Source organism: Nocardiopsis rhodophaea (assembly GCF_039530945.1).
Taxonomy (GTDB): Bacteria; Actinomycetota; Actinomycetes; order Streptosporangiales; family Streptosporangiaceae; genus Nocardiopsis_C; species Nocardiopsis_C rhodophaea.
The window spans coordinates 226,167-248,489 of the sequence record NZ_BAAAPC010000003.1 but is presented as its reverse complement, the minus strand read 5'-3'; the positions used below and the strand labels follow the sequence as shown (position 1 = coordinate 248,489).

Below are 22,323 nucleotides of genomic sequence, written 5' to 3'. Positions count from 1 at the left end.
TGCGTTCATCATGAAGATGCAGGCCTACCTGTTCATGGGCGTCTCCACCTTCTTCGGCCTGTGCGCGGCGCTCTACGCCTACTGGGCCTGGGTGGCCGAGGGCCAGATCGAGTGGACCGGCACGGTCGCCCTGGTCGTCGCCATCGGGTTCGGGTGGATGATCGGCTTCTGGCTGTGGCAGGCCGCCCGACGCAGCGAGAGCTTCCACGGGCTGCCCCCGGAAGAGCGCCTCGACGGTGAGATCGCGGAGAACGCCGGCGAGTACGGGTTCTTCAGCCCGCACAGCTGGTGGCCGCTGTTCGTGGCCATGTCGGTCTCGTTCACCGCGGTGGGCGTGGCGATCGGCTGGTGGATGGTCTTCATCGGCGTGTTCGCCATTATCCTGACCGCCATCGGTTGGGTCTTCGAGTACTACCGCGGCGAGTTCCAGCACTGAGTCCCTCCCCGCCGGGCAGGCGCCCGGCGAGGCGACCGCGCTCGTGATCCCCGGCCGGTCGGTGGGTTCCGATGAACCCACCGACCAGCCGGGGTATTCTTTTGGGGCGGCCCGTACCTGATCTTCGGTATCTCCCCCCTTTTGGCCGCTGTTGTCAACGATGTGGAACTTTCCTGCTCACCCCGGCGTCCAAGGGGAGGACGGGTTCCGCAGGTAGAGCAGGACGCAGGAGGTCGCTCGCGTGAAGGGCAGCACAGTACCGACGGTGTACCGTCGGCTCGGCGCCGGAATGGCCGGTCTGACCCTTGCCTTCACCGCCGCATGCACGGGCTCTGGTGGTAGCGACACCAACACCACGGGCGCCGAGGCCAGCGGGAACGAGGTCAAGATCGAGATCAGTCCCGAGGACGGCGCCACCAAGGTGCGCCCGAACCTCCCCGTGACGGTGTCCGCTGATGGGGGGACCCTCACCGACGTGCAGGTCGAGCAGTCGGGGGGAACCGAGGCCGACGCGCAGAACCCCGCCGACGGCGACACTGCGGAGGGCAGCGGCGACGGCCGGGACGAGGTCGACAAGGTCACCGGCACACTCAACAAGGACAAGACCGAGTGGGTCAGTGACTGGAATCTCATCCCGGGGTCCAACGTCACCGTGACCGCCGTCGCCGAGAACGCGGCCGGCGAGGAGACCGAGGTCGTCAGCGAGTTCACGACGCTGGAGGCCACCCCGGGCAAGCGGCTGGAACTCAAGTCCAACTTCCCCACCAGCGGCCAGGAGGTCGGCGTGGGGATGCCGATCGTCGTCAACTTCGACCTGCCCGTGGAGAACAAGGAGCAGGTCGAGAACTCCATCGAGGTCACCTCGGAGAAGCCGGTCGAGGGCGCCTGGAACTGGTTCGGCGACAAGGAGGCGGTGTTCCGCCCCAAGGAGTACTGGAAGCCGAACCAGAAGGTCAGCGTCGACATGCACCTGGCGGGCACGGAGGCCTCCGAGGGCGCCTATGGCGTGGAGAACCACCGCCTCGAATTCACGGTGGGCCGCAAGCAGGTCAGCACCATCGAGAACGATGACTACACGATGACGGTCGAGCGCGAGGGGAAGAAGATCAAGACCTTCCCGATCAGCATGGGCAAGGCCACCACGGAGAAGTACACCACGACCAGCGGCACGCACGTGGTGATGGAGAAGTACGACCGGCTGGTCATGGACTCCTCCACCGTCGGCGTCCCGGTGGACAGCCCCGAAGGCTACAAGCTGGACGTCGATTACGCCGTCCGGTTCTCCGACAGCGGCGAGTTTACCCACGCCGCCCCCTGGAACAGCCAGCTCGGCCAGGCCAACCTGAGCCACGGCTGCCCGAACATGAGCGTGTCCGACGCCAAGTGGTACTACGAGAACTCGCTCATGGGCGACATCCTGCAGGTCAACGGCACCGACCGTGAGCTCGCGGTCGACAACGGCTGGGGCTTCTGGCAGCGCTCCTGGGACGAGTGGCTGGACAACAGCGTCACGGGCAAGGCCGACACGACCGACGGCAAGGGCACCCCGGGCAACGTGCACGGTGGCGCCGCCTAACGCCGCACAACGCAGCTGAGGGCCGCTCGGAGCACACTCCTTCGTGTTCTGAGCGGCCCTCACTCGTGTGCGGGGTGGGGGAGAAGGGGCCGGGGGGCTGCCGGGCGGCCGTGCCGGCTTCGGTCCGTGCGGTGCCCTGGGGTGAAAAGCGGCCGGGAGGGCGGAAGGGGCTGGGGCGCCGCGGTCGTCTTCCGGGCGGGTCGCGTGGGCCCGTGGGGCACAGGGAGCGCTGTCCGGCGCCGGGGGTGCGGGGGCGCACATCGGCGGCGTCGGGCCGCCCAAACCGCGCACAAGGCCGACTCCTCGACCTCATTCGGCCCCTCTCCCACGCCCTACCGTCCCACAGGCTCCAGGTGTCCCACAGAACGACGAAGGCCCGGCCCCCGATTTTGGGGGCCGGGCCTGCTGTCTCGCCCGTGAGCGTGCGTTTCAGGCTCAGGAGGACGATCCGGCCGTCGCCTCTTCCTCGGCTTCGTGCGAGCCGTGGTGGAGGTGGTGGCCGCTGTGCGGTTCGACGCCCTCGAAGGAGATGTTGTCCTTCGTGTACCAACGGGCGAGGGCGGAGCGCAGCCGGCCCTTGGCGCCGCGGGCTTCCGGGGCCTCGACACCGTGCTCGTCCACGGCCTCGACGTCGATGCGCTCGACCGGGGCCTTGCTCTGCAGCACGTGCACGGTGTCCTCCGAGGACTCCTTGTGGACCTCGATGAACTCACCGCTGGGCAGCTGCTGGATGGTGCCGCTCTCGTAGCCGTGCTCCAGCGTCTCCCGGTCCTGGCGCTGCAGGCCCAGGCAGATGCGCTTGGTCACGATGAACCCGATGATCGGCCCGAGGATGATGAAGATCCGGAAGAACCAGGTCGTCGCGTACAGGCTGATCGAGAACGTCTCCGAGAGGATGTCGTTCGAACCGGCGAGCCACAGCAGGCCGTAGAAGACGATCCCGGCGACGCCCAGGCCGGTGCGGACCGGCGCGTTGCGCGGGCGGTCGGCCACGTTGTGGTGGCGCTTGTCGCCGCTGATCCACTGCTCGACGAACGGCCACACCGCCAGGCCGCCGAAGATCAGCCCCGGAATCACCAGGCCCGGGACCAGCACGCCGATCGGGACCGCGTACCCGAAGATGTCGAAGTCGAACCAGTTCGGGAAGATCCGCAGCGAACCCTCCATGAAGCCCATGTACCAGTCGGGCTGCAGCCCGGAGGTGATGGACGTCGGCGTGAAGGGGCCGAACAGGTGGATCGGGTTGATCTGCACGAACGCGCTGAGCCCGGTGATGACGGCGAAGACGAAGAAGAAGAACCCGCCCGCCTTGACGGCGAACCCGGGGAACATCGGCGTACCGACGACCTTCTTCTCCGACCGCCCCGTGCCGGGGTACTGCGTGTGCTTCTGGTGCCAGAGGATCATGAAGTGCGCCACGATCAGCGCCAGCAGGATCCCCGGGATCAGCAGGATGTGCAGCATGTACAGCCGCGTGATGATCACCTCGCCGGGGAACTCCCCGCCGAAGAGGAACATGCTGACGTAGCTGCCGATCAGCGGCAGCGCCAGCATCACGCCCTGCAGAATGCGGACACCCATGCCCGAGGGCAGGTCGTCCGGGAGCGAGTAGCCGAAGAGGCCCTCGACCATCGCCAGGGCGAAGATCGCCACACCGATCAGCCAGTTGATCTCGCGCGGCTTGCGGAACGCGCCGGTGAAGAACACCCGCAGCATGTGGATCACCAGCGAGGCGACGAAGATCAGCGCCGCCCAGTGGTGGATCTGCCGGACCAGGAACCCGCCGCGCACATCGAAGTCGATGTGCAGCGTGGACGCGTAGGCCTCGCTCATCTCGACGCCGTTGAGGCGGTCGTAGGAGCCGTTGTAGACGATCTCCGCCATGCTCGGCTTGAACCAGAGCGTCAGGAACACACCGGTGATGATCAGGATGATGAACGAGTACAGGGCGATCTCGCCCAGCATGAAAGACCAGTGGTTCGGGAAGACCTTGCGCAGGTTCTTCTCGCCGGTCTTGGACAGGTGGAAGCGGTCATCGATGAAGTTGCCGATGTTCCGCAGCGCCTTGGGCGCCTCTGGGGTCGTGCTCATCGACTAAGCCTCCTTCTCCGCGTCCCAGAACGTCGGGCCGACGGCCTCGGGGAAGTCTCCGTCCGCCACCAGGTAGCCCTCGCTGTCCACGGTGAGCGGCAGCTGCGGCAGGGGCCGGTGGGCGGGGCCGAAGACGACCTTGGCGCCGTTGGCGGCATCGAACGTCGACTGGTGGCACGGGCAGAGGATGCGGTGCGTCCCCTGTTCGTACAGCGCCGCCGGGCAGCCGACGTGCGTGCAGATCTTGGAGTACGCGATGATCCCGTCCTGCGTCCAGTTGAGCTGCTGCTCCGACATGTCGGGGCCCCAGGCGTCCTCCGGCATCTTGATGAGCAGGACGACGGCCTTCGCCTTGTCGTTGAGGCTGATCCCGTGCGGGTTCTCCTCGCTGTGCTCGACGTAGGGCAGCGCGGTGATCATGCCGCCGGGCACGTCGAGGTCCTCGACCTTGATCTTGCGGTCGGTGCCCTCGACGACCATGTGCATGCCCTTTTCCCACAGGGTCGAGTGCAGCTTGTCGCCGGGAAGCGGTCCGGTGTCGCGCAGCATGACGATCGGGGCGAGCCCCAGCGGCGCCATCGCCAGCAGCAGGGTGCGGCGCATCAGCGGGCGCTTGAGGAACCCGCTCTCGTCGGCGCTCTTCATGAAGAACTCGTTGAACGACTTCTTCTCCTCCGGAGGCGAAGGCAGCTCGTCGTAGGGCGAGGACACCTCGTAGTGCGGCATCACGCGGCGCGCCCACACCGTCATACCGGCGCCGATACCGAACAGGGCGAGGGCGAGCGTGCCGCCCAGAGCCATGTTCGAGTACTGGCCGATCTGCGGGTCGGCGATGGCCGGCTCGCCCGCGGCGTTGGGCGCCCAGACGAAGTAGGCCACGAGGAAGCCGATGCCGGCGAGGAACGCGATGACGAACCACAGCGAGGCGACCTTCTCGCCCCTCCGCTGCTCCTCCTCGGAGTGCTTGTGCGTCTCCTCGGCGGGATAGGGCCCGGCGTGCTCCCGGTGCGGATCCGCCGCGCCGGCGACGATCGTGTCGCCGGAGGCGTCCGAAGGGGTGCCGATGACGCGGTCGTCGGCACCCGCCTCGTTCTCGGGGTTGGTGTTGTTATCAGTCATGGGCTCGCTGCTTCGCGGTGATCCAGATCGCGCAGGCGACGATCAGGGTGAGACCGACGGTCCAGCCGATGAAGCCTTCGGCGACCTGGCCGATGCGGTCAAGGTCGAAGATGCCGCCCGCGTTCGGCTCGGCCTGCAGGTCCTTCACGTAGGCGATCAGGTCCTGCTTCTCGGTCGGGGTGACGGTCGTGTCGTTGAACACGGGCATCTGCCCGGGCCCGGTGAGCATGGCCTCATAGATCTGACGCGGCGAGGCGTCGTGGATCTCGGGGGCGTACTTGCCGCCGGTGAGCGCGCCGCCGCCGCCGGACCAGCTGTGGCAGTGCGCACAGTTGGTCAGGTAGAGCTTCATGCCCGCTTCGGTGTCCTTGCCCCCCGAGATGTACTTCTCGTAGGCCTGCTCGTAGGACTCCTTGGCCGCCTCGTAGGACGCCTCGTCGGAGAAGTCGGAGCGCTGCGGGGCGCTGCCCGGGACATCCGTCGGGATCTGCGGGCCGTCGCCGATCTCGGCCTCGTAGTAGGCGATGAGGTCCCGCAGCTCCTCGTCGGTGAGGGCCTGGGGCTTCCGGGGCATCTGCGCGTCCGGGTTCATCGACGGCATGCGCCCGGTGCTCACCTGGAAGTCGATCGCGGCCGCACCGGCGTCGGTGATGTCCGGGGCGTTGGCGCTGCCACCGCCGGTCAGGCCGTGGCAGCTCGCACAGCTCTTGTTGAAGATCTCCTTGCCCCGCTGAGCGTCAGGCTGACCGTTGTCAGCCTTGTCGGCGGCAAGTGTCTGCGCCTCGGCCCTGTCGGTGCCGGTGGGCGCCACAAAGGCGTATCCCAGACCGAAGAGGCCTAGCGCGAGTATGACGACGGCATACCCCGCAAGGGGATGCCGTCGCCGCGCGGTAATCCATTTCACGGTTTCCCCGATTCGGGTTACTGAATGAAGTAGATGGTTGCGAACAAAGCGACCCAGACCACATCGACGAAGTGCCAGTAGTAAGACACAACGATCGCGCTCGTGGCCTGCTGGTGGGTGAAGCGCTTCGCGGCGTACGTGCGTCCCAGCATGAGCAGGAACGCGATCAGCCCACCGATCACGTGGAGACCGTGGAAACCCGTGGTGAGGTAGAACATCGAGCCGTAGGCGCTGGACTGCAGGGTCAGTCCCTCGTGGACGAGCTCTCGGTACTCGTTCGCCTGGCCGAGTACGAAGACCAGGCCCATGAGGAACGAGATGAAGAACCACATACGGAGCTTCCGGACGTCACCGCGTTCGGCGGCCCAGACGCCGGCCTGTGCGGTGAAGCTGGAGGCCACCAGAATGACAGTGAAGACGAGGGCGTAGCCGACGTTCAGATGAACGGCCGGCCAGTCCCCCAGGTCGGGGTTGCCCTTGGTCACCGATCGGATGGTGAAGTACATCGCGAACAGCGCTGCGAAGAACATGAGCTCGTTGGCCAACCACACGATGGTGCCAACGCTCACCAGGTCAGGTCGCTTAGCCGCACCATGCACTGGTGTCGGTCCTGTTGTTTGGTTCGCGGTTGCTGTCGCCACGTCAGCATTATTACGGCATCTCGCGCGAGCTGGTGCACGACCCCCCGTAACCCGTGTGATCGGCGCCGACAACGGTACCGGCCTGTGCGGGGCGACGCCGTCGCTCCGCGACCTTCCTGTTATCTGCTGTGGCGTGCGGAGGAGGGCGCGGCGGGGGCCTCGGCCGCACGCCGGTTGCCCCGCAGCGAGCGGGATTCGCGGCTCTGAGCTGCGCGTTCGTGGACCGATTGCGGGGAAAAGAAGGTATCGAATCGATATCGTCATGTCGCTCGGTCGGGTCATGGGCATGGCTCGCGGGGTGGCGCGGGTGGCATCCTGTCGTGTCGAAGGTCTCAAGGCACATAGGCTCGGCCGTGGTGGCGTAATCCATCCACACGGTCGATAGGGACGGTTGAGCATGGCGAACGACAACCGCGACACCGCGGAGCACGGCCCGAAGATGCGGATCCTCGTCTACAGCAGCGACGCCAGCGCCCGCGAGCAGGTCCGACTGGCCATCGGCCGCCGTCCGGCCGCCGATGTCCCCAAGGTCGAGATCATCGAGTGCGCCACGTCCCCCGTCGCCCTCAAGCATCTGGAGGACAGCGGCATCGATGTCGCGATCCTCGACGGCGAGGCCGCCCCCGTCGGCGGCATGGGGCTGTGCCGCCAGATCAAGGACGAGATCTACCAGTCCCCGCCGGTTCTGGTGCTCATCGGCCGCCGCGACGACGGGTGGCTGGCGGCGTGGTCGCGCGCGGACAAGGCCGTCAGCCACCCGATCGACCCGGTGGCGCTGGCGGAGTCGCTGGCCGAGCTGATGCGGGAGCGCGCCTCCCGGCTCACCGCCCACCAGGGCCGTTAGCCCGGGTGTCCCGGGCCTTCAGGGCCGCGAGGACGTCAGTAGGTAGGCTTGGTGTCTGACCCCCGGGGCCCGACGTCGGACCCCGGCACGCCGGCGCCCCGCTCTCGTGGGCGACCCGGTCCGCAGACTCGCTGGTCCATCCACGGAAAGCCGCTTCGATGGTGCACTCCGTCGCCGCCGATGACTCGAACGGCGGCACCTCACTCCGGTTCTTCAACGGTGCCTCGCACCACGGGGCCGACATCGCGCGATGGCGATGGCTGCGCTGAACAGCTGATCCCTTCCCTCGGTCTCGTCCCGGTGAGACCGACCGATGTCCGTACCCCTTTTGTGACCCAGAACCTGGAGGACGCCCCGTGCGTACGCGTGAGCGAACCTGGTCCGATCTGATCACCGCCCTGCTGGAGGGCGACTCCCTCTCCGCTGAGGAGACGGAGTGGGCGATGAACGAGATCATGGCGGGGTCGGCGACCGACTCCCAGATCGCCGGATTCGCCATCGCGCTGCGCGCCAAGGGCGCCACCGTCGAGGAGGTCACCGGACTCGCGGGCGGGATGCTGGACAACGCCGTGCAGATTTCGGTCCCGGGCCGCACCGTGGACATCGTCGGTACGGGCGGCGACCGGGCGCACACCGTGAACGTCTCCACGATGGCGGCCATCGTGGCCGCCGCCGCGGGGGCGAAGGTGGTCAAGCACGGCAACCGGGCGGCGTCCTCCTCGTGCGGCACCGCCGATGTGCTGGAGCGGCTCGGCGTGGTGATCGATCTCCCGCCGGAGGCCACCGCGCGGGTGGCCGACGAGGCCGGGATCACCTTCTGCTTCGCCCCGCTGTTCCACCCCTCGCTGCGGTACGCCGCCAAGCCTCGACGTGAGCTCGCGGTCCCGACGGTGTTCAACTTCCTCGGACCGCTGACCAACCCGGCCCGCCCGACGGCCGGGGCCATCGGCGTCTTCGACGAGAGCATGTGCGCGACCGTGGCCGGGGTGTTCGCCCGCCGCGGGGCGAGCGCGCTGGTCTTCCGCGGCGACGACGGCCTGGACGAACTGACCACCACGACCACCTCGGGCGTGTGGGCGGTCCGCGACGGTGAGGTGCACCGGGAGACCCTGGACCCGACGGACCTCGGCATCCTGCGCGCGGAGCCCGACGCGCTGCGCGGGGGCGACGTGGAGTTCAACACGCGCGTGGTGCGCGAGACGATCGCGGGGCGCCACGGCCCGGTCCGCGACGCCGTACTCCTCAACGCCGCCGCGGCGATCACGGCCGTCGACGGTCTCAGCGGATCGCTTGTCGGCGCGCTGCGGTCCGGGTACGACCGGGCGGCCGAGGCGATCGACAGCGGTGCGGCGGCGACGCTGCTCGACCGGTGGGTCGAGGTCAGCCAGGCCTACGCCAAGGGCATGTAGGCGCACCGGTTTCCAGCGACGACGACGGCGGCCCCGCGATCACCCCGGTGATCGCGGGACCGCCGTCGCGTGCGCTGCCGCCCGCGCCGGGGTGGCTTCTCACAGCCCCAGCGAGAACGCGGACTCCAAATCGTGCTGGGAGTAGGCGTGGAACGCGATGTGCGTGTCGGAGGAACGCACCCCGGGGATCTTGTTCACCCGGCCGGGGATGACCTCGGCGAGCTCCTCGTGCTTGCGGACGCGGACGATGGCGATCAGGTCGATGCCGCCGGTCACGGAGTACACCTCGCTGACACCGTCGATCTCGGCGATCGCCTCGGCAACCTCCGGGATGCGGTCCACGTCGGCCTTGATCATGACGATCGCGGTGATCACTGGGTCTCCTCCTGGCAGATGTGCGGCACGGCCGCCGGCGGTGCTCGGTACACGTCCGATCAGTACACGTCCGACAGACGCGTGCCCGCACGCCAGCGTATGCGGTGGATCAGCAGCCCACCGATCACCCCACCGATGAAGCCGTAGACATGCGCGGCGTACGCGACGTTGCCCCCATCGGCGCCGGGGAACAGCGAGACGCTGACGTAGAGAAAATACTGAACCACGAAGTAGGTGCCGACCAGTACCCAGCCGGGGAGCCGTAGCGGGAGGACGAACAGGGCCAGGAAGATGATCCGGCTGCGGCGCTGCACCAGCAGGTAGGCGCCCAGGACCCCGGAGACCGCCCCCGACGCGCCCACGAGCGGCATGTCGGCGTCCGGCGTCCCCAGCGCGTAGGCGTAGGTCGCGATGAGCCCGGTGAGCGTGTAGAGCCCCAGGTAGCGCAGGCGGCCGAGACGGTCCTCGACGACGGGGCCGAACACGAACAGGTACACCATGTTGCTCATCAGGTGGACGGCGTCCCCGTGGAGGAACATCGCGGTGAACACGGAGACCCAGGGGATCTTGGTGTACTCGGCGCCGGAGCAGTCGCCGGGGTAGGGGAGCTGCTGCCCGCTGAGCAATTCGACCGGGATCGCACCCCACTGCGTGACGTAGACGTCGATCGGACAGAGCCGGGCCGTGGGCGAGTCGCCGTACCAGAACGCGAGCATCGACATCGGGGAGAGCAGGTAGACGCTGACATTGGCGGCGATCAGTAGGTAGGTGACAGCGGGGACACGGCGGACCCGGTAGTCGTCACTGAGGGGGATGCCTGCCATCGGTCTCCTTACGCTGCCCCCGCGCCCTTCCGCGCGATATCGGCCTCCGCCCCGCCCGCCCGTTGCGGCGCGCTCAGTCGACGGCGGTGTCGCGCTGCCAGTCTGTCAGTCCGTGGTGCTTTTCGGCACCATTGACCGGGCATGTCCACGGCGCGGCAGCGTCGATCAGCCGGATGCCGGGTGAGCCCAGCCAGCGCAGCACGCGCTCCATCTCGCCGGGGGTCGCCCGCGGGCTCGGGCCGGGGCCGGGGAACACGGTCTCGGCGGTGGCGATGAGCGCCTCGACGAAGGCGTGCGGGTCGGCACCGCGCCGCATCACGCCGCTTCCGGCGAGGCGCCCGTGCCTGATGACGTGCACCTCCCACGCCGTTCCCGCCGGTAGAGCGGCGACCAGCTGGGGCACGGCGGCTAGGGCGGCGAGGCGCTGGCCGCGCGCCGCCCCCGCGACGAACGCGGCCCTCCGGTCGCGGAACAGCGCGGCCTCCTCGTAGCGGAGGTCCACGGAGAGGCGGGCGATGTGCCCGCTCAGGGCCTCGACGACGGGCGTTGCGTCGGTGGTCATGGCGGCCTCGGCGGCCGCCGCGTGCGCGGCGTACTCCCGCGGGGATTCGCTTCCGTCGCACGGCGCGCCGCACTTCCCCAGCTGGGCGAGTACGCAGGCGCTGATCCGCCGGGACGGGGAGAAGCGGTGGGCGCACTGCCGCAGGGGGATGGCGTGGTGCAGCGCCTCGCGGGCCAGCTCGGCCTCGCGGGAGGAGCGGAAGGGGCCGATATAGGGCGCGTCGTCGTCGCGGATCACACGTACGACCGACAGGCGCGGATAGGCCTCCCGCGTCAGTTTGAGCCAGGCGGCCCGCCCGGGGTTGCGGGAGCGGCGGTTGTAGGGGGGCTTGCGCTCGGCGATGAGGCGGAGCTCCCGGACCTCGGCCTCCAGGGGGGTCTCGCAGACGATGGGGGTGACCCCTTCGACGAGGGCGATCATTTCCCGGATGCGCCCGCGCGTCTCGGCCGCGGTGAAGTAGGAGCGGACGCGCCGCCGCAGGTTCGAGCTCTTGCCGACGTAGAGCATGTCGCCCTTGGCGTCGGTGAAGACGTACACGCCCGGCGCGTCGGGGACGTCGTCGGCGAGGTGGCGCTTGCGCCGCTGGGCGCTGGTGCGCGGGGTGCGGAAGTGCCGCAGCTCCTCCAGGGTGTCGACGCCGTGGGACCCGAGGCGCTCCAGGAGTCCGTGGAGGACGCCGACGGTGGCGCGGGCGTCGTCGAGGGCGCGGTGGGTGGGCTGGTCGTGGGCGGAGAAGAATCCGGCGAGGGTGCCGAGCTTGTGGTTGGGTACCTCGTCGCGGGTGACCAGGCGGCGGGCGAGGGGCAGGGTGTCGACCACGGTCGGATGGGGCCAGTCGTGGCCGTGGGCGGCGCACGCGGCCTTGAGGAACCCGACGTCGAACGGGGCGTTGTGCGCGACGAGCACGGTGGCGTCGCCGTCCAGCGCGGCGAATTCGAGGAAGGCGGGCAGCGCCGCCTCCAGGTCCGGGGCGGTGGCGACCATGGCCTGGGTGATACCGGTCAGCAGGGTGATGTGCGGGGGGATCGGAACGCGGGGGTTGACCAGGGTGCCGAACTCGCCGAGCACCTCGCCGCCGCGCACCTTCACGGCGCCGATCTCGGTGATTCCGGCGCCGTTGGAGCGGGATCCGGTGGTCTCCAGGTCGACGACCACGAAGGTGGTGTGCGCGAGAGGCGTGCCCAGGTCGTCGATGGTGCCCTGGACGAGTGCGCCCGTGAGAGAAAGCCGCTGGTCTGCCACGTGGTCAGCCTAAGCGCGGGGGACGACGGATCGCGGGGGCTGATTCCTCCTGGTGTGACTGATTGTGTCCGGTCCGCTCCTGGATCGATGCGGATCCGTCAAGATCATGACCTTCACTACGTGGAAAGATGGTGCGGGCCACAGATGGGGAGACGTTGCCGGGGCGATGCCGGAGGTCATCGTGTTACCGGGCGGTTTCCTCGTGCGCGAGGATCTAGGGTCGTGCCGTGAGTGCGAATAGGAGGAAGAGGCCGTGAGTATTTCTGTCCCGTCCGATACTCAGCGCTGGCGGTGCGCCCAGTGTGGCAACCTGACCCGGTTCGACGTGATACGCAGCGTGCGCTCGCGCGACTACCTGCACTTCGACCTCTCCGGTGCCTACGACGTCGAGGAGCGCGAGGTGCTCGCTGAGAACGTCGAGCAGGTGCGCTGCCGCTGGTGCAATGCCGTGGACTCGGTGGAGGTCGTGGACCGCCCCGCGAGCGAGGCGGGCCGCGCGGCGGAAAACGGTGCGGAGCGAGCATGAGTTCCGATACCGCCCCGGACAACGGCGGCGAACCGGGCGAGCGACCGGCGGGGGAGTCCCTGCGTCGGCCGCTGCCGGAGAGCGTCCGTGCACGGGTCATCGAGTACGGCTCCGACGTGCTCGGCGGCCTGAGAATGTCCCAGCAGCCTCCGGCGCTGCGCCGCGTGGCGAAATTCGAACCGCGCCGCCGCGCGCGCCTGGCCGGACCGCAGATCGCCGCCCAGCTGGAGAGCGACGACGACTTCCGGTCGCAGGTGGCCGCGCGGGTGGAGCAGGTCTGGCCGGAGCTCGCCGAGGGACTGCGCCAGGGCGTCATCCCCCCGGCCGCCGATCCGGTCGCGGTGGCGGCGGCCGCCTACCTGATCCGGCCGGAGGGGTGGTCGGAGATCGTCGAGCGCATCCACGGCGAGCTGGAACGCCAGGAGACGGCCAAGGAGGCCGACGAGGCGGCCGAGACCATCGCGGACCTGCGTCGCCAATTGGAGGAGAGCAGGGCCGAGCAGCGCGAGGAGCTCGCCCGGCTGCGCGCGCGGCTGCGCGAGCAGCGCTCCACCATCGCCGACCTGCGCCGCAAGATCCACGCGGAGCGCCAGCGCGCGAAGGAGGCCGTTGCCGGGGCCGAGCAGGCGATCGCGGAGGCGGCGGAACTCAGCTCCACGACGACCAACCAGGTCAATGCCGTGGAGGCGGAGAACCGCCGGTTGCGCAACCGCCTCGCCGCGGCTGAGACGCAGGTGGAGAACACCCGCCGCGCGGCCCGCGCCGGGCGCAGCGCCGACGAGGCTCGCCTGCGCGTGCTGCTGGACGTGCTGCTGGACGCCGCCCACGGGCTGCGCCGCGAACTCGCGCTGCCGACCTCCATCGAGAGCCCCGGTGACCTGGTCGCCGGGGAACGGCAGGAACGGAGCATCGGCGTCCCCGGCCAGGGCCTGCCCGACGACGACCCCGGCCTGATCGACCAGCTGCTCACCCTGCCCCGCATCCACCTCCTCGTCGACGGTTACAACGTGACCAAGACGGGGTACGGCACGCTCCCCCTGGCCGACCAGCGCAGCCGACTGCTCGCGTCCCTGGAGGGGCTGGCGACGCGGACCAAGGCGGAGATCACCTGCGTGTTCGACGGCGCCGATGTCGACGCGCCGCCCGCGCTCTCCGCGACGCGGCGGGTGCGGCTGCTGTTCAGCGAGCCGGGGGAGACCGCCGACGAGCTCATCATCCGGCTGGTCCGGGCCGAGCCCGCCGGACGGCCCCTGGCCGTGGTCACGTCCGACAAGGAGATCATGACCGCGGTGCGCCGTGAGGGAGCGCGCACGGTGGCATCGGCCGTCCTCCTGCGGCGCCTGGAGTCCTAGGACACAGCCCGCGGTGCTACAGGTCTCCTCACCCCGTTCGCGGAGACGGGCGCGAGACGCGCTTGTTATGGGGCGGGGGATGCGGGCTTGGGCAGGGGCGATGCCGGTGGGGCTGCGGCGCGGGGCGTTACACCTTCGTTGTTGTGGTTGAGGTGAGACCCGAGGTCCGCTAGGTTCTATCCGGAGCTTGACCGGCTTCCCGCTATAAGGCCGGAGCTGTGTCTGGAACTGTCCAGGGTCGGATCGGCCCAGGCTTTTCCCCCAGCCTCGCCGCGGGAGGCTCCCGGCCCCGGGGAGAAGCGGTCGTACTGCCGCGTCCGAGCCGATCGGGTGACGTCCGGTGACCGAGGCCCCCGATCCCCGGTCCCGGCGAAGCCGCCGGCGGACACCGACCCTCAGCCCCCGTCCCCGTACGCGGACTTGAACCGAAGGAGCAGAGACCGCCATGGCGAACAAAGATGGTGGTCGGCCGACGGCGCGCCGGATCGCGACCGGCCTTGGCGTCGTTGTCGCCGGTGGCCTGATCGCGCCCACCGGGGTCGCCCACGCTGACCCCGAGCCCTCCAAAGAGGACGTTGAGAAGACTCTCGACGAACTCAACAAGGAGGCCGACAAGGTCGTCCAGGATTACAACAAGGCCAACTCCGACTACAAGGCGGCCAAGAAGAAGGCCGACGAACTCAAGGAGCAAGTCGGCGACGAAGAGGACAAGTACAACGAGCTGCGCGATGAGGTCGCCGAGTTCGCCAGCGCCGCCTACAAGTCCAACGACCTGGACGCCACCACGACCATCCTCGCCGCCGAGAGTCCCGAGGAGCTCCTCGACCAGAGCGATGACATCGACTATCTGTCCAAGTCGCAGCAGGCCAAGCTCGATGAGTTCGGTGACTCCTCCGAGCGCCTCTTCAAGCTGAAGGACGAGGCTGAGGACGCCCTGTCCAAGGCGGAGAAGGCCCAGAAGGCCGCCAAGAAGAAGAAGGACGAGGTCGAGGAGAAGATCCAGAAGCAGAAGGACCTCCTCGCCCAGTTCCCCGACGCCGAGGACTCCGGGTCCGAGGGCGGCTCGGACTCCGGCGGCAGCTACACCGGCAGTGCCACCGGAAACGCGCGCGCCGCGCTCGACTTCGCCTACGCGCAGCTCGGCAAGCCCTACGTTTACGGCTCCGCCGGACCGAACAGCTACGACTGCTCCGGCCTCGTCATGCGCTCCTGGGGCGCCGGGGGCGTCAGTCTGCCGCGCACCACCTACGGGCAGGCCGAGTCGGGGCAGCGCGTCTCTCGCGACCAGCTGCAGCCGGGCGACATCCTCTTCTTCAGCGGCCTCGGGCACGACGGCCTCTACGTGGGTGGCGGCAAGATGATCCACGCACCGCGCACCGGGAAGAACGTCGAGGTCGTGCCGCTGGCCGGGTACTGGGACGGCCAGTTCATGTACGGCGTCCGCCCGTAGCACCGGCCGAGCTCGGGGGGACGCCGTCCCTCGTCCGGTGATCCGCTGCCCTCGGTCCGCCGATGGCCCGGGTGCGGCGGTGTGTATCGTCACGTTCCTCCAGCCACCGAGCAACCTAACGCCCTGGTCCCCGCACACGCGGGGACCAGGGCGTTTGTGTTCTCGGGGCCTATCGGCAGCCACGTAACCGGCATAACGGTCGAACCGCAATCCGGCCTCATTGGTAACGAATCGGTTGAGATGGAGATCGAGAATGCACTAGTGTTCCTCGCCGAGTGAGGTCGTAGACCACGCCATCATCCGGATGGCGGCGACCGGCTTCCGCCCTATTCCGCGCACGACACACCTCCACCCTCTGGGCGCGGAGACCGGAAGGGCCCCGGTCCGGCGCGCGATCCCGACGCGCCGACGGAGAGAGCCCCGGGTGTATCAGCGACCGGCGCACTGTCCGGCCCTGACGGGCGCCCCCTGCCCGAACCCCGATGGACGTACCGGTGGGCGGTCTGGAGAAAGGTGTGCCCCCAGCGTGGATGAACTCCAAGAACGTCGCTCGTATCGCCGTCACCTGGCGGTCGTCGGCTTCGTCGCCGTCGGCGCCCTGCTGACCTCGTCCGGTGTCGCCTTTGCCGACCCCACCGCGGACGAGGTCAAGGACAAGATCGAGAAGCTCGAAAAGGAGTACTCGGAACTCGCCGACGAGTACAACCAGGCCAAGGAGAGCCACGACGCCGCGAAGAAGAAGCTCGACGACCTGGAGTCCAAGCGTGACGACGCGGAGGAGCGGCTCGACGATCTGCAGAGCGGTGTGCGCAAGTTGGCGACCTCGGCCTACACCGGGGTCGACTACGGCTCACCCGCGTACCTGATGGGCGCTGACGGCCCCGAGGACGCCCTGCAGCAGGCGGCGGACCTCGGCTACCTCTCCCAGAGCCAGCAGGCGAGCCTCGACAAGTACGTCAAGCAGCGGGACAAGCTCGACGACCTGGAGTCCGAGGCAGAGTCCACCGAGGAGAAGGCCAAGAAGAAGCTCAAGGAAGCCGAGGACGCCAAGAACAAGGCCGAGAAGAAGATCGAGAAGCAGCAGGACATTCTCGACGACCTGAGCGCCGAGGAGCGCGCGCAGGCCACCGCCGGCATCAACGGCGGCGGATCCTCGTCCGGTTCCTCCGGTGGCGGGGGCGCCTCCTACAACGGCTCGGCCTCCGGCAACGCACGGGTCGCCCTGAACTTCATCTACGCCCAGATCGGCGACTCCTACAGCCTGGGCGCCAACGGCCCCGACGTGTGGGACTGCTCCAGCCTGGTCCAGGCCGCATGGAGACAGGCGGGGGTGAACCTCCCCCGGACCACCTACGACCAGGTCAACGCCGGAACCCGGGTCTCCTGGGACAGCATGCAGCCGGGCGACCTGATCTTCTTCTACGGCGGTCCCGACCACGTCGGGATGTACGTCGGCAACGGCAAGATGGTGCACGCCTCTAACCCGTCCAAGCCCGTCGCCGAGGTCACCCTGGGCAGCTACTACCGGAACAACTTCACCGCCGCCGTGCGGCCCTGAGGCCCGCTCCGGCGCGCCCGAGGGGACGCCGGACACGACACCGCCCGCCCAGCGACCAGGTCGCTGGGCGGGCGGTGTCGTGTCCGATGGGTGGTTCCCGCCGGGGTGGCCCGCGGATCAGGCGGTGAGCTGGGGTGCGGCCCTCCGAACGCCATCGGGGCAAAGGCGGTACCTAAGCCCGTCCGGGATCAGCCCGCGTAGATCTCCTCGATCTCCTTCTCGTACTGCTTGGTGACGACGTGCCGCTTCACTTTCAGCGACGCCGTCATCTGGCCGCCCTCCTCGGAGAAGTCCTCGGGCAGGATCTTGAACCTGCGCACCGACTCCGCGCGCGACACCGCCTGGTTAGCATCGTCCACTGCCTCCTGCACCGTGGCGACGAGGGCGGGGTCGTCGACCAGGTCCGCGATTTCGCCGGTGCGGTCGTTCTGCTGCTTCCAGAACTCGAAGGCCTCGGGGTCGATGGTGATCAGCGCGGAGACGAAGTTGCGGTTGTCTCCGATGACCAGGCACTGGCTGACGATGGCGTGGCCTCGGATGCGGTCCTCGATCACCGCCGGGGCGACGTTCTTGCCGCCGGCCGTCACGATGATCTCCTTCTTCCGCCCGGTGATGCTGAGGTAGCCGTCGTCATCCAGCGCGCCCAGGTCGCCGGTGCGGTAGAAGCCGTCCTTGTCGAACGCCTCAGCGGTGGCCTTCTCGTTGTTCCAGTAGCCGCGCATGACGTGGTCGCCCTTGCACAGCACCTCGCCGTCGTCGTCGATCTTGATGGTGACGCCGGGGAACGGCGGGCCGACCGTGCCGATCTTGTTCTTGCTCGGTGAGTTGACCGCGGTGGGGGCGGAGGTTTCGGTCAGACCGTAGCCCTCGATGATGGTCAGGCCCACTCCGCGGAAGAAGTGGCCGAGGCGCTCGCCCAGCGCGGAGCCGCCGGAGACGGCGTAGCGCGCCTGACCGCCCAGGCGGTCCAGGAGCTTGCCGTAGACGAGCTTGGCGAACAGGGCGTGCTTGAGCTTCAGGCCCAACGGGACGCGTCCGGCGTCGAGCGCCTTGCTGTAGTCGATGGCGGTGGCCGCCGCGACGGCGAAGATCTTGCCCTTGCCCTCGGCGGCGGCCTTCTGCTCGGCCTTGTTGTAGACCTTCTCGAAGACGCGCGGGACCGCCAGCAGGAAGGTCGGCTTGAAGACGCCGAACGTGTCGATGAGCTCGGGGCCGGTGGTGGGGAAGTGGCCCAGGACCGTCTTGGACTCCACGCAGCCGATCTGGATGAGCCGGGCGAAGGAGTGGGCCAGGGGGAGGAAGAGCAGGGTCGAGCGGCCCTCTAGGGTGAAGACCTCCTCCAGCGGCCCCTCGATCACGTTCATGATGGTGAAGAGCAGGTTGCGGTGGGTCAGCTCGCAGCCCTTGGGGCGCCCGGTGGTGCCCGAGGTGTAGATGAGCGTGGCGAGCTCGTCGACGCCGCCAGCGGTGCGCCGCTGCTCGACGACGTCGTCCTCCACCTCGGACCCCGACGCGACGAGGTCGGCCAGGCCGCCGTCGTCGATCTTCCACGTATGGGCGAGATCCGCGAGGTTCGTCTGCACCGACTTGACGCGCTCGACGTGCTCCTCGCCCTCGACGAAGACCGCTTTGGCCCCTGAGTCGCCGAGGATCCACTCGACCTGCTCCGCCGAGGAGGTCTCGTAGATCGGGACGGTCACTGCGCCGGCCGACCAGATGGCGTAGTCGATGGTGGTCCACTCGTAGCGCGTCCGCGACATCAGACCGACGCGGTCGCCGTGCTCGATGCCGGCGGCGATGAGCGCTTTGGCGATGGCCGCGACGTCGTCGCGGAATTCCTGGCAGGTCACGTCCCGCCACTGGCCAGATTCCTGGACCCGGAGCGCGACGGAGGCGGGCTCATTGGTGGCGCGGGCGAAGACCGTATCTGGCAGGCGTGCCTGCGACGAGATCTCGACCTTCACAGGACGGCTGTATTCGCGCACGTTATCGCTCCTGGACGTACAAGGCCTGTTAGGGGACGTGACGACGGTAACAACTTAAGCTACTAGCTGGTAGAACGAGTTCTCGTTCGGTATCCGAAAGAGACGTGATGTTGATGAAATCGGTCCCATACCCTGCGGCGATGCCCGCTGCGGGGCTGGCTCGCCGGACCGCCCGGCGCCGGACGCGCATGGACGTGACCCTAGCGTTGATCTTGCTCCGGCAACAGCGTCGACCGGCGATTCGGCCGTGGATGGGAGGAATTGGACCTAGTGGGGGGAAGTGAATGGTCCCGCGGCGGTCTTCCGGCGGTCCCGCGGCAGCGGAGTCCCTGAACCGCATCCGGGTTTCCCCCGGTTTATCCAGTGGGAGGGGCCATCGTCCGAGAGGCGCGGATAACGTGGCGTTCACGACCGGAGAAAACGGGGGCAAGGACGACCATGGCTGAGCCGAACCGTGACACGGGTTCACAGGACATCATCGATGACGCGCTGCGACTGGTGGACGCGCTGCAGCGCAAGCTCATCATCGCGGGTGTGCGCCGCGGGGTGTCGAGCGTGACGTCCCCGCCGCCGCCCAAGGACGACGTGTGGGGGGAGGCCATCCGGCTGGAGCAGCCACCGGAGGAGCAGGAGCCGCTCGACCGGCTGGCCGGCATCGTGCGCACCGCGGCACCGGAAGTCGTCGGGCACTTGGGCAAGGCGGGTGCGGCCCTCTTCGGCGCGCTGGGCGAGACATGGGACGTGGTCGAGAAGTCGCTGGAGAAGCAGCGCGCCGATCGCGAATGCCAGGAACAGGATCGCCCTGAGCGGGAGAGCGCCGCACGGGAGATTACCGAGGCCGGGACGGACAGCGGAGGCGCACCGGCCAACGGTGAGGGCTCCGCGGCGGACTCCGGATCCAGCCTTCCCCGAAGGGACGGGCATGACCATCCCCGTCCCACCGAGACGACGTGACCAAATGGTCCATACCAGTGTGAGAATGTGGTGCCAGCGCACGCGGAGCGAGGGTCCGCGGGGCGCGAGCCCGCCACAGACACGTGAATGACCCGAACCGGGAAAAGGAGCCGTCCATGCGGTTGACGATCGGTGTGGACATCGGCGGCACCAAGGTCGCCGCCGGAGTAGTCGACCCCGATGGGCGGATTCTCGGTGACGTCGTGCGCTACCCCACCCCGAGGAACGACAGTGAGGCGCTGGCCGACGTCATCGGGCGGGTCGTCGTGGAGCTGCGCGAACGGAGCACCGACCACGACATCGCGGCCGTGGGCGTGGGCATCGCGGGATTCGTCGACGAGGACCGCGCCCGGATCGTCCTCGCCGCCAACCTGGGGCTGTCCGACGACCCCATCACGGAGCGGATCCGGCGGCGGGTCGACCTCCCCGTCGTCGTCGAGAACGATGCCAACGCCGCCGCCTGGGCCGAAGCCCGGTTCGGCGCCGGGCGCGGGAGCGACCACGTCGTCCTGGTGACCCTGGGTACCGGGGTCGGCGGCGGCATCGTCATGGACGGTCGGCTCCAGCGGGGCCGCTACGGCGTCGCCGCCGAAGTCGGCCACTACCGCGTGGTGCGCCACGGCCGCCGCTGCGGCTGCGGCAACAACGGCTGCTGGGAGCAGTACGCCAGCGGTCGTGCCCTGGTGGCCGAGGCCCAGGACCTCGCCACGACCGACCCCGTGCGCGCCGCCCACCTCCTCAAGCTGGCTGATGGCGACATCTCCCGGATCCGGGGGCCCGAGATCACCCAGGCGGCCCTGGAGGGCGACGAGGGCGCGCTGGAGTGCTTCCGCGCCGTCGGCGAGTGGGTCGGCCTCGGCATGGCCGACCTCGCCGCCATCCTCGACCCCGAGTGCTTTGTCGTCGGCGGTGGGGTATCCGACGCCGGGGACATCCTCCTCGCACCGGCGCGAGCATCGTTCGACAAACACGTCACGGGCCGCGCCACCCGCCGCCTCGCCGATATCCGCACCGCTGAACTCGGTTCCCAGGCGGGCATCGTCGGCGCTGCTGACCTGGCGCGGACCTAGGCGCTGGTTCGCCGCCGGTTCTTCCGGCAGTTCCAGCGACCACCGGGCGGGGCCGTGCGATAGGTCTGCTGGGCGGCCTTGTCGGTGTTCTTTCTTTCCGGTGTTCTTGGGTGAAAAGCGGCACCGAGGCCGGTGGGGGCTGGGGCGCCCGGTCCTCCGGCGGGTGGGGCGGGGGGCACGGCGCCGGCCCGCACCGCCGGCCACCTCCCGGGCGGAGGGTCGGGGGCGGCAGCGACGAGGGAGAGGGGCGGGCGCCCTTGCCGGCTCCCGGGCGGGCCATGCGGGCCGCCGGACGCCGGGTATGCCCGGTTTGCCACAACTCCCCCGCGATGATCATGGGAACGGTCCCGGTTCTGTCCGGTTTGCCGGGACCATCCCCATGATCATCGCCAGAGGGGGTCGGCGGCGGGGGAGCGCTCCCGGATCGCGGAAAGCTTCTCGCGCGGAGCGAGAAGACCGCTTCAGGCCGTGACCCCCCGCCCCACCCGCCGGAGGACTGGGCGCCCCAGCCCCTACCGGCCTCGGTGCCGCTTTTCACCCAAGAACACCGGAAAGAAAGAACACCGACAAGGCCGCCCAGCAGACCTTGGGCTCAGGGGGTCTCGATCTCTGCGAGGACGGGCCGGTGGTCGCTGGCCCTCGTCAGGTCGGCGGGCGCGACCAGGTCGACCGGTACACCGGATCCGCAAACGGTCATCTCTCGGGTCACGAAGACGCCGTCAATACGCGCCCGCGGCTCTCGTGCCGGGAACGTCAGCGCCTCCCCGCGCGGCGACTCCGCGCCGCTGTCGCGCAGTTCGCTCGCCAGCAGCCGCCACGCCGGACCGTCGGGCGCGCAGTTGATGTCCCCGGCCAGGACCGCGGGGGCGGAGTAGCGGGTGGCCGTCGCGGTGAGGTGCGCCAGGACTTCCTGTGCGTGGTGGCTGCGCGCGCGGTCGTCCAGATCCAGGTGGGTGCACCCGACCACCACGGGGCGTCCGCCTACGTCGAGCACGGCCAGCGACAGCGCCCGCCGGTGGAGCCGGGGATAGCGGTAGAGGAGCCAGTGCTCCGTATGGAGCACGCGGATCGCCGGACGGACCAGAATCGCCAGTCCGCCCGCGCGCCGGTTGACCGCCGCGACCAGTCCGCACCTGCGGGCCAGCACCCGTCGCCGCCACCGCCAGCCCGCGAACCGGGGCATCTCCTGCAGGCAGGCGACGTCTGTTTCACACACCGCGATGGCCCGCCCGGCCGCCTTCGCGTCATCGCGCAGCGCCCGCACGTTGTAACTGAGCACCCGCAGCGTCATGGCTCCTACCTACCCCCGCGAGGCGGCCGGATGACGTGCGGAGCGAGATGCAACGCGCCCCCGGTAGCCAGACCTGGCCGCCGTGCTCGCTGAGCAGAGCGGAGCGTCTCCGCC

At 69.1% G+C, this 22,323-nt stretch carries 19 protein-coding genes; 10 read left to right on the top strand and 9 right to left on the bottom strand.

Annotated features, from left to right (window positions below):
- Nucleotides 1–10 precede the first annotated feature (10 nt).
- Both ABD259_RS04725 and ABD259_RS04720 read left to right on the top strand, forming a co-directional pair.
- Nucleotides 11–436, top strand: a complete 426-nt coding sequence (locus tag ABD259_RS04725) for a cytochrome c oxidase subunit 4 (RefSeq protein WP_344107186.1) — start codon at nucleotides 11–13, stop codon at nucleotides 434–436.
- Between the two features lie 289 nt (nucleotides 437–725).
- Nucleotides 726–2,012: a L,D-transpeptidase gene (locus tag ABD259_RS04720; RefSeq protein WP_344107283.1), complete on the top strand. Its 1,287-nt coding sequence runs from the start codon at nucleotides 726–728 to the stop codon at nucleotides 2,010–2,012.
- A 435-nt stretch (nucleotides 2,013–2,447) separates the two neighbouring features.
- On the opposite strand, the gene qcrB is transcribed toward ABD259_RS04720, so the two are convergent.
- From qcrB to ctaE, 4 genes are read right to left on the bottom strand one after another with little or no spacing between them, the layout of a single operon-like run.
- Nucleotides 2,448–4,103: a cytochrome bc1 complex cytochrome b subunit gene (gene qcrB, locus ABD259_RS04715; protein WP_344107184.1), complete on the bottom strand. Its 1,656-nt coding sequence runs from the start codon at nucleotides 4,101–4,103 to the stop codon at nucleotides 2,448–2,450.
- A 3-nt stretch (nucleotides 4,104–4,106) separates the two neighbouring features.
- Complete coding sequence (gene qcrA / locus ABD259_RS04710) at nucleotides 4,107–5,222, bottom strand: cytochrome bc1 complex Rieske iron-sulfur subunit (protein WP_344107182.1); 1,116 nt, start codon at nucleotides 5,220–5,222, stop codon at nucleotides 4,107–4,109.
- Entirely contained in the window at nucleotides 5,215–6,126 is a 912-nt protein-coding gene (gene qcrC, locus ABD259_RS04705; RefSeq protein WP_344107180.1) for a cytochrome bc1 complex diheme cytochrome c subunit, read from the bottom strand. Before qcrC ends, qcrA begins: the two co-directional genes overlap by 8 nt.
- A 17-nt stretch (nucleotides 6,127–6,143) precedes the next feature.
- Nucleotides 6,144–6,725, bottom strand: coding sequence for an aa3-type cytochrome oxidase subunit III (ctaE, locus tag ABD259_RS04700; RefSeq protein WP_461786984.1), 582 nt, complete (start codon nucleotides 6,723–6,725; stop codon nucleotides 6,144–6,146).
- A gap of 439 nt (nucleotides 6,726–7,164) precedes the next feature.
- On the opposite strand from ctaE, the gene ABD259_RS04695 reads away from it, so the two are divergent.
- Both ABD259_RS04695 and trpD read left to right on the top strand, forming a co-directional pair.
- A complete protein-coding gene (locus ABD259_RS04695) occupies nucleotides 7,165–7,611 on the top strand; it encodes a response regulator (RefSeq protein ID WP_344107178.1) in 447 nt (148 codons plus the stop codon).
- A 356-nt stretch (nucleotides 7,612–7,967) separates the two neighbouring features.
- Nucleotides 7,968–9,020, top strand: a complete 1,053-nt coding sequence (trpD, locus tag ABD259_RS04690) for an anthranilate phosphoribosyltransferase (RefSeq protein WP_344107176.1) — start codon at nucleotides 7,968–7,970, stop codon at nucleotides 9,018–9,020.
- 99 nt (nucleotides 9,021–9,119) lie between these two features.
- Here the strand turns inward: trpD and ABD259_RS04685 are convergent, their stop codons facing one another.
- The 3 genes from ABD259_RS04685 to ABD259_RS04675 form a co-directional block, all read right to left on the bottom strand.
- Entirely contained in the window at nucleotides 9,120–9,395 is a 276-nt protein-coding gene (locus tag ABD259_RS04685; protein WP_344107174.1) for an Lrp/AsnC family transcriptional regulator, read from the bottom strand.
- 59 nt (nucleotides 9,396–9,454) lie between these two features.
- Nucleotides 9,455–10,219 (bottom strand): rhomboid family intramembrane serine protease, encoded by a 765-nt coding sequence (locus tag ABD259_RS04680; RefSeq protein ID WP_344107171.1) that lies wholly within the window; start codon nucleotides 10,217–10,219, stop codon nucleotides 9,455–9,457.
- 73 nt (nucleotides 10,220–10,292) lie between these two features.
- On the bottom strand, nucleotides 10,293–12,023 hold the full coding sequence (locus ABD259_RS04675; RefSeq protein WP_344107169.1) for a DEDD exonuclease domain-containing protein: 1,731 nt from the start codon (nucleotides 12,021–12,023) through the stop codon (nucleotides 10,293–10,295).
- 253 nt (nucleotides 12,024–12,276) lie between these two features.
- Between ABD259_RS04675 and ABD259_RS04670 the strand changes: the two genes are divergently transcribed.
- From ABD259_RS04670 to ABD259_RS04655, 4 genes are all read left to right on the top strand, one after another.
- Nucleotides 12,277–12,549 carry a hypothetical protein gene (locus ABD259_RS04670; protein ID WP_344160366.1) on the top strand — a complete coding sequence of 91 codons (273 nt, stop codon included), beginning with the start codon at nucleotides 12,277–12,279 and terminating at the stop codon, nucleotides 12,547–12,549.
- Nucleotides 12,546–13,901 (top strand): NYN domain-containing protein, encoded by a 1,356-nt coding sequence (locus tag ABD259_RS04665; RefSeq protein ID WP_344107165.1) that lies wholly within the window; start codon nucleotides 12,546–12,548, stop codon nucleotides 13,899–13,901. The genes ABD259_RS04670 and ABD259_RS04665 overlap by 4 nt, the downstream gene beginning before the upstream one ends.
- 445 nt (nucleotides 13,902–14,346) lie before the next feature.
- The gene (locus tag ABD259_RS04660) at nucleotides 14,347–15,351 is read left to right on the top strand and encodes a C40 family peptidase (protein WP_344107163.1); all 1,005 of its coding nucleotides are present in this window, start codon (nucleotides 14,347–14,349) and stop codon (nucleotides 15,349–15,351) included.
- Between the two features lie 526 nt (nucleotides 15,352–15,877).
- Entirely contained in the window at nucleotides 15,878–16,909 is a 1,032-nt protein-coding gene (locus tag ABD259_RS04655; protein WP_344107161.1) for a C40 family peptidase, read from the top strand.
- A 188-nt stretch (nucleotides 16,910–17,097) separates the two neighbouring features.
- Here ABD259_RS04655 and ABD259_RS04650 read toward each other — a convergent pair whose 3' ends face one another.
- Complete coding sequence (locus ABD259_RS04650; protein WP_344160363.1) at nucleotides 17,098–18,894, bottom strand: AMP-dependent synthetase/ligase; 1,797 nt, start codon at nucleotides 18,892–18,894, stop codon at nucleotides 17,098–17,100.
- A gap of 438 nt (nucleotides 18,895–19,332) precedes the next feature.
- Between ABD259_RS04650 and ABD259_RS04645 the strand changes: the two genes are divergently transcribed.
- Nucleotides 19,333–19,848: a hypothetical protein gene (locus tag ABD259_RS04645; protein WP_344160360.1), complete on the top strand. Its 516-nt coding sequence runs from the start codon at nucleotides 19,333–19,335 to the stop codon at nucleotides 19,846–19,848.
- Nucleotides 19,849–19,964: 116 nt separating this feature from the next.
- On the top strand, nucleotides 19,965–20,918 hold the full coding sequence (locus tag ABD259_RS04640; RefSeq protein ID WP_344107154.1) for an ROK family glucokinase: 954 nt from the start codon (nucleotides 19,965–19,967) through the stop codon (nucleotides 20,916–20,918).
- A 592-nt stretch (nucleotides 20,919–21,510) separates the two neighbouring features.
- On the opposite strand, the gene ABD259_RS04635 is transcribed toward ABD259_RS04640, so the two are convergent.
- Complete coding sequence (locus tag ABD259_RS04635) at nucleotides 21,511–22,209, bottom strand: endonuclease/exonuclease/phosphatase family protein (protein WP_344160357.1); 699 nt, start codon at nucleotides 22,207–22,209, stop codon at nucleotides 21,511–21,513.
- Nucleotides 22,210–22,323: the final 114 nt, after the last annotated feature.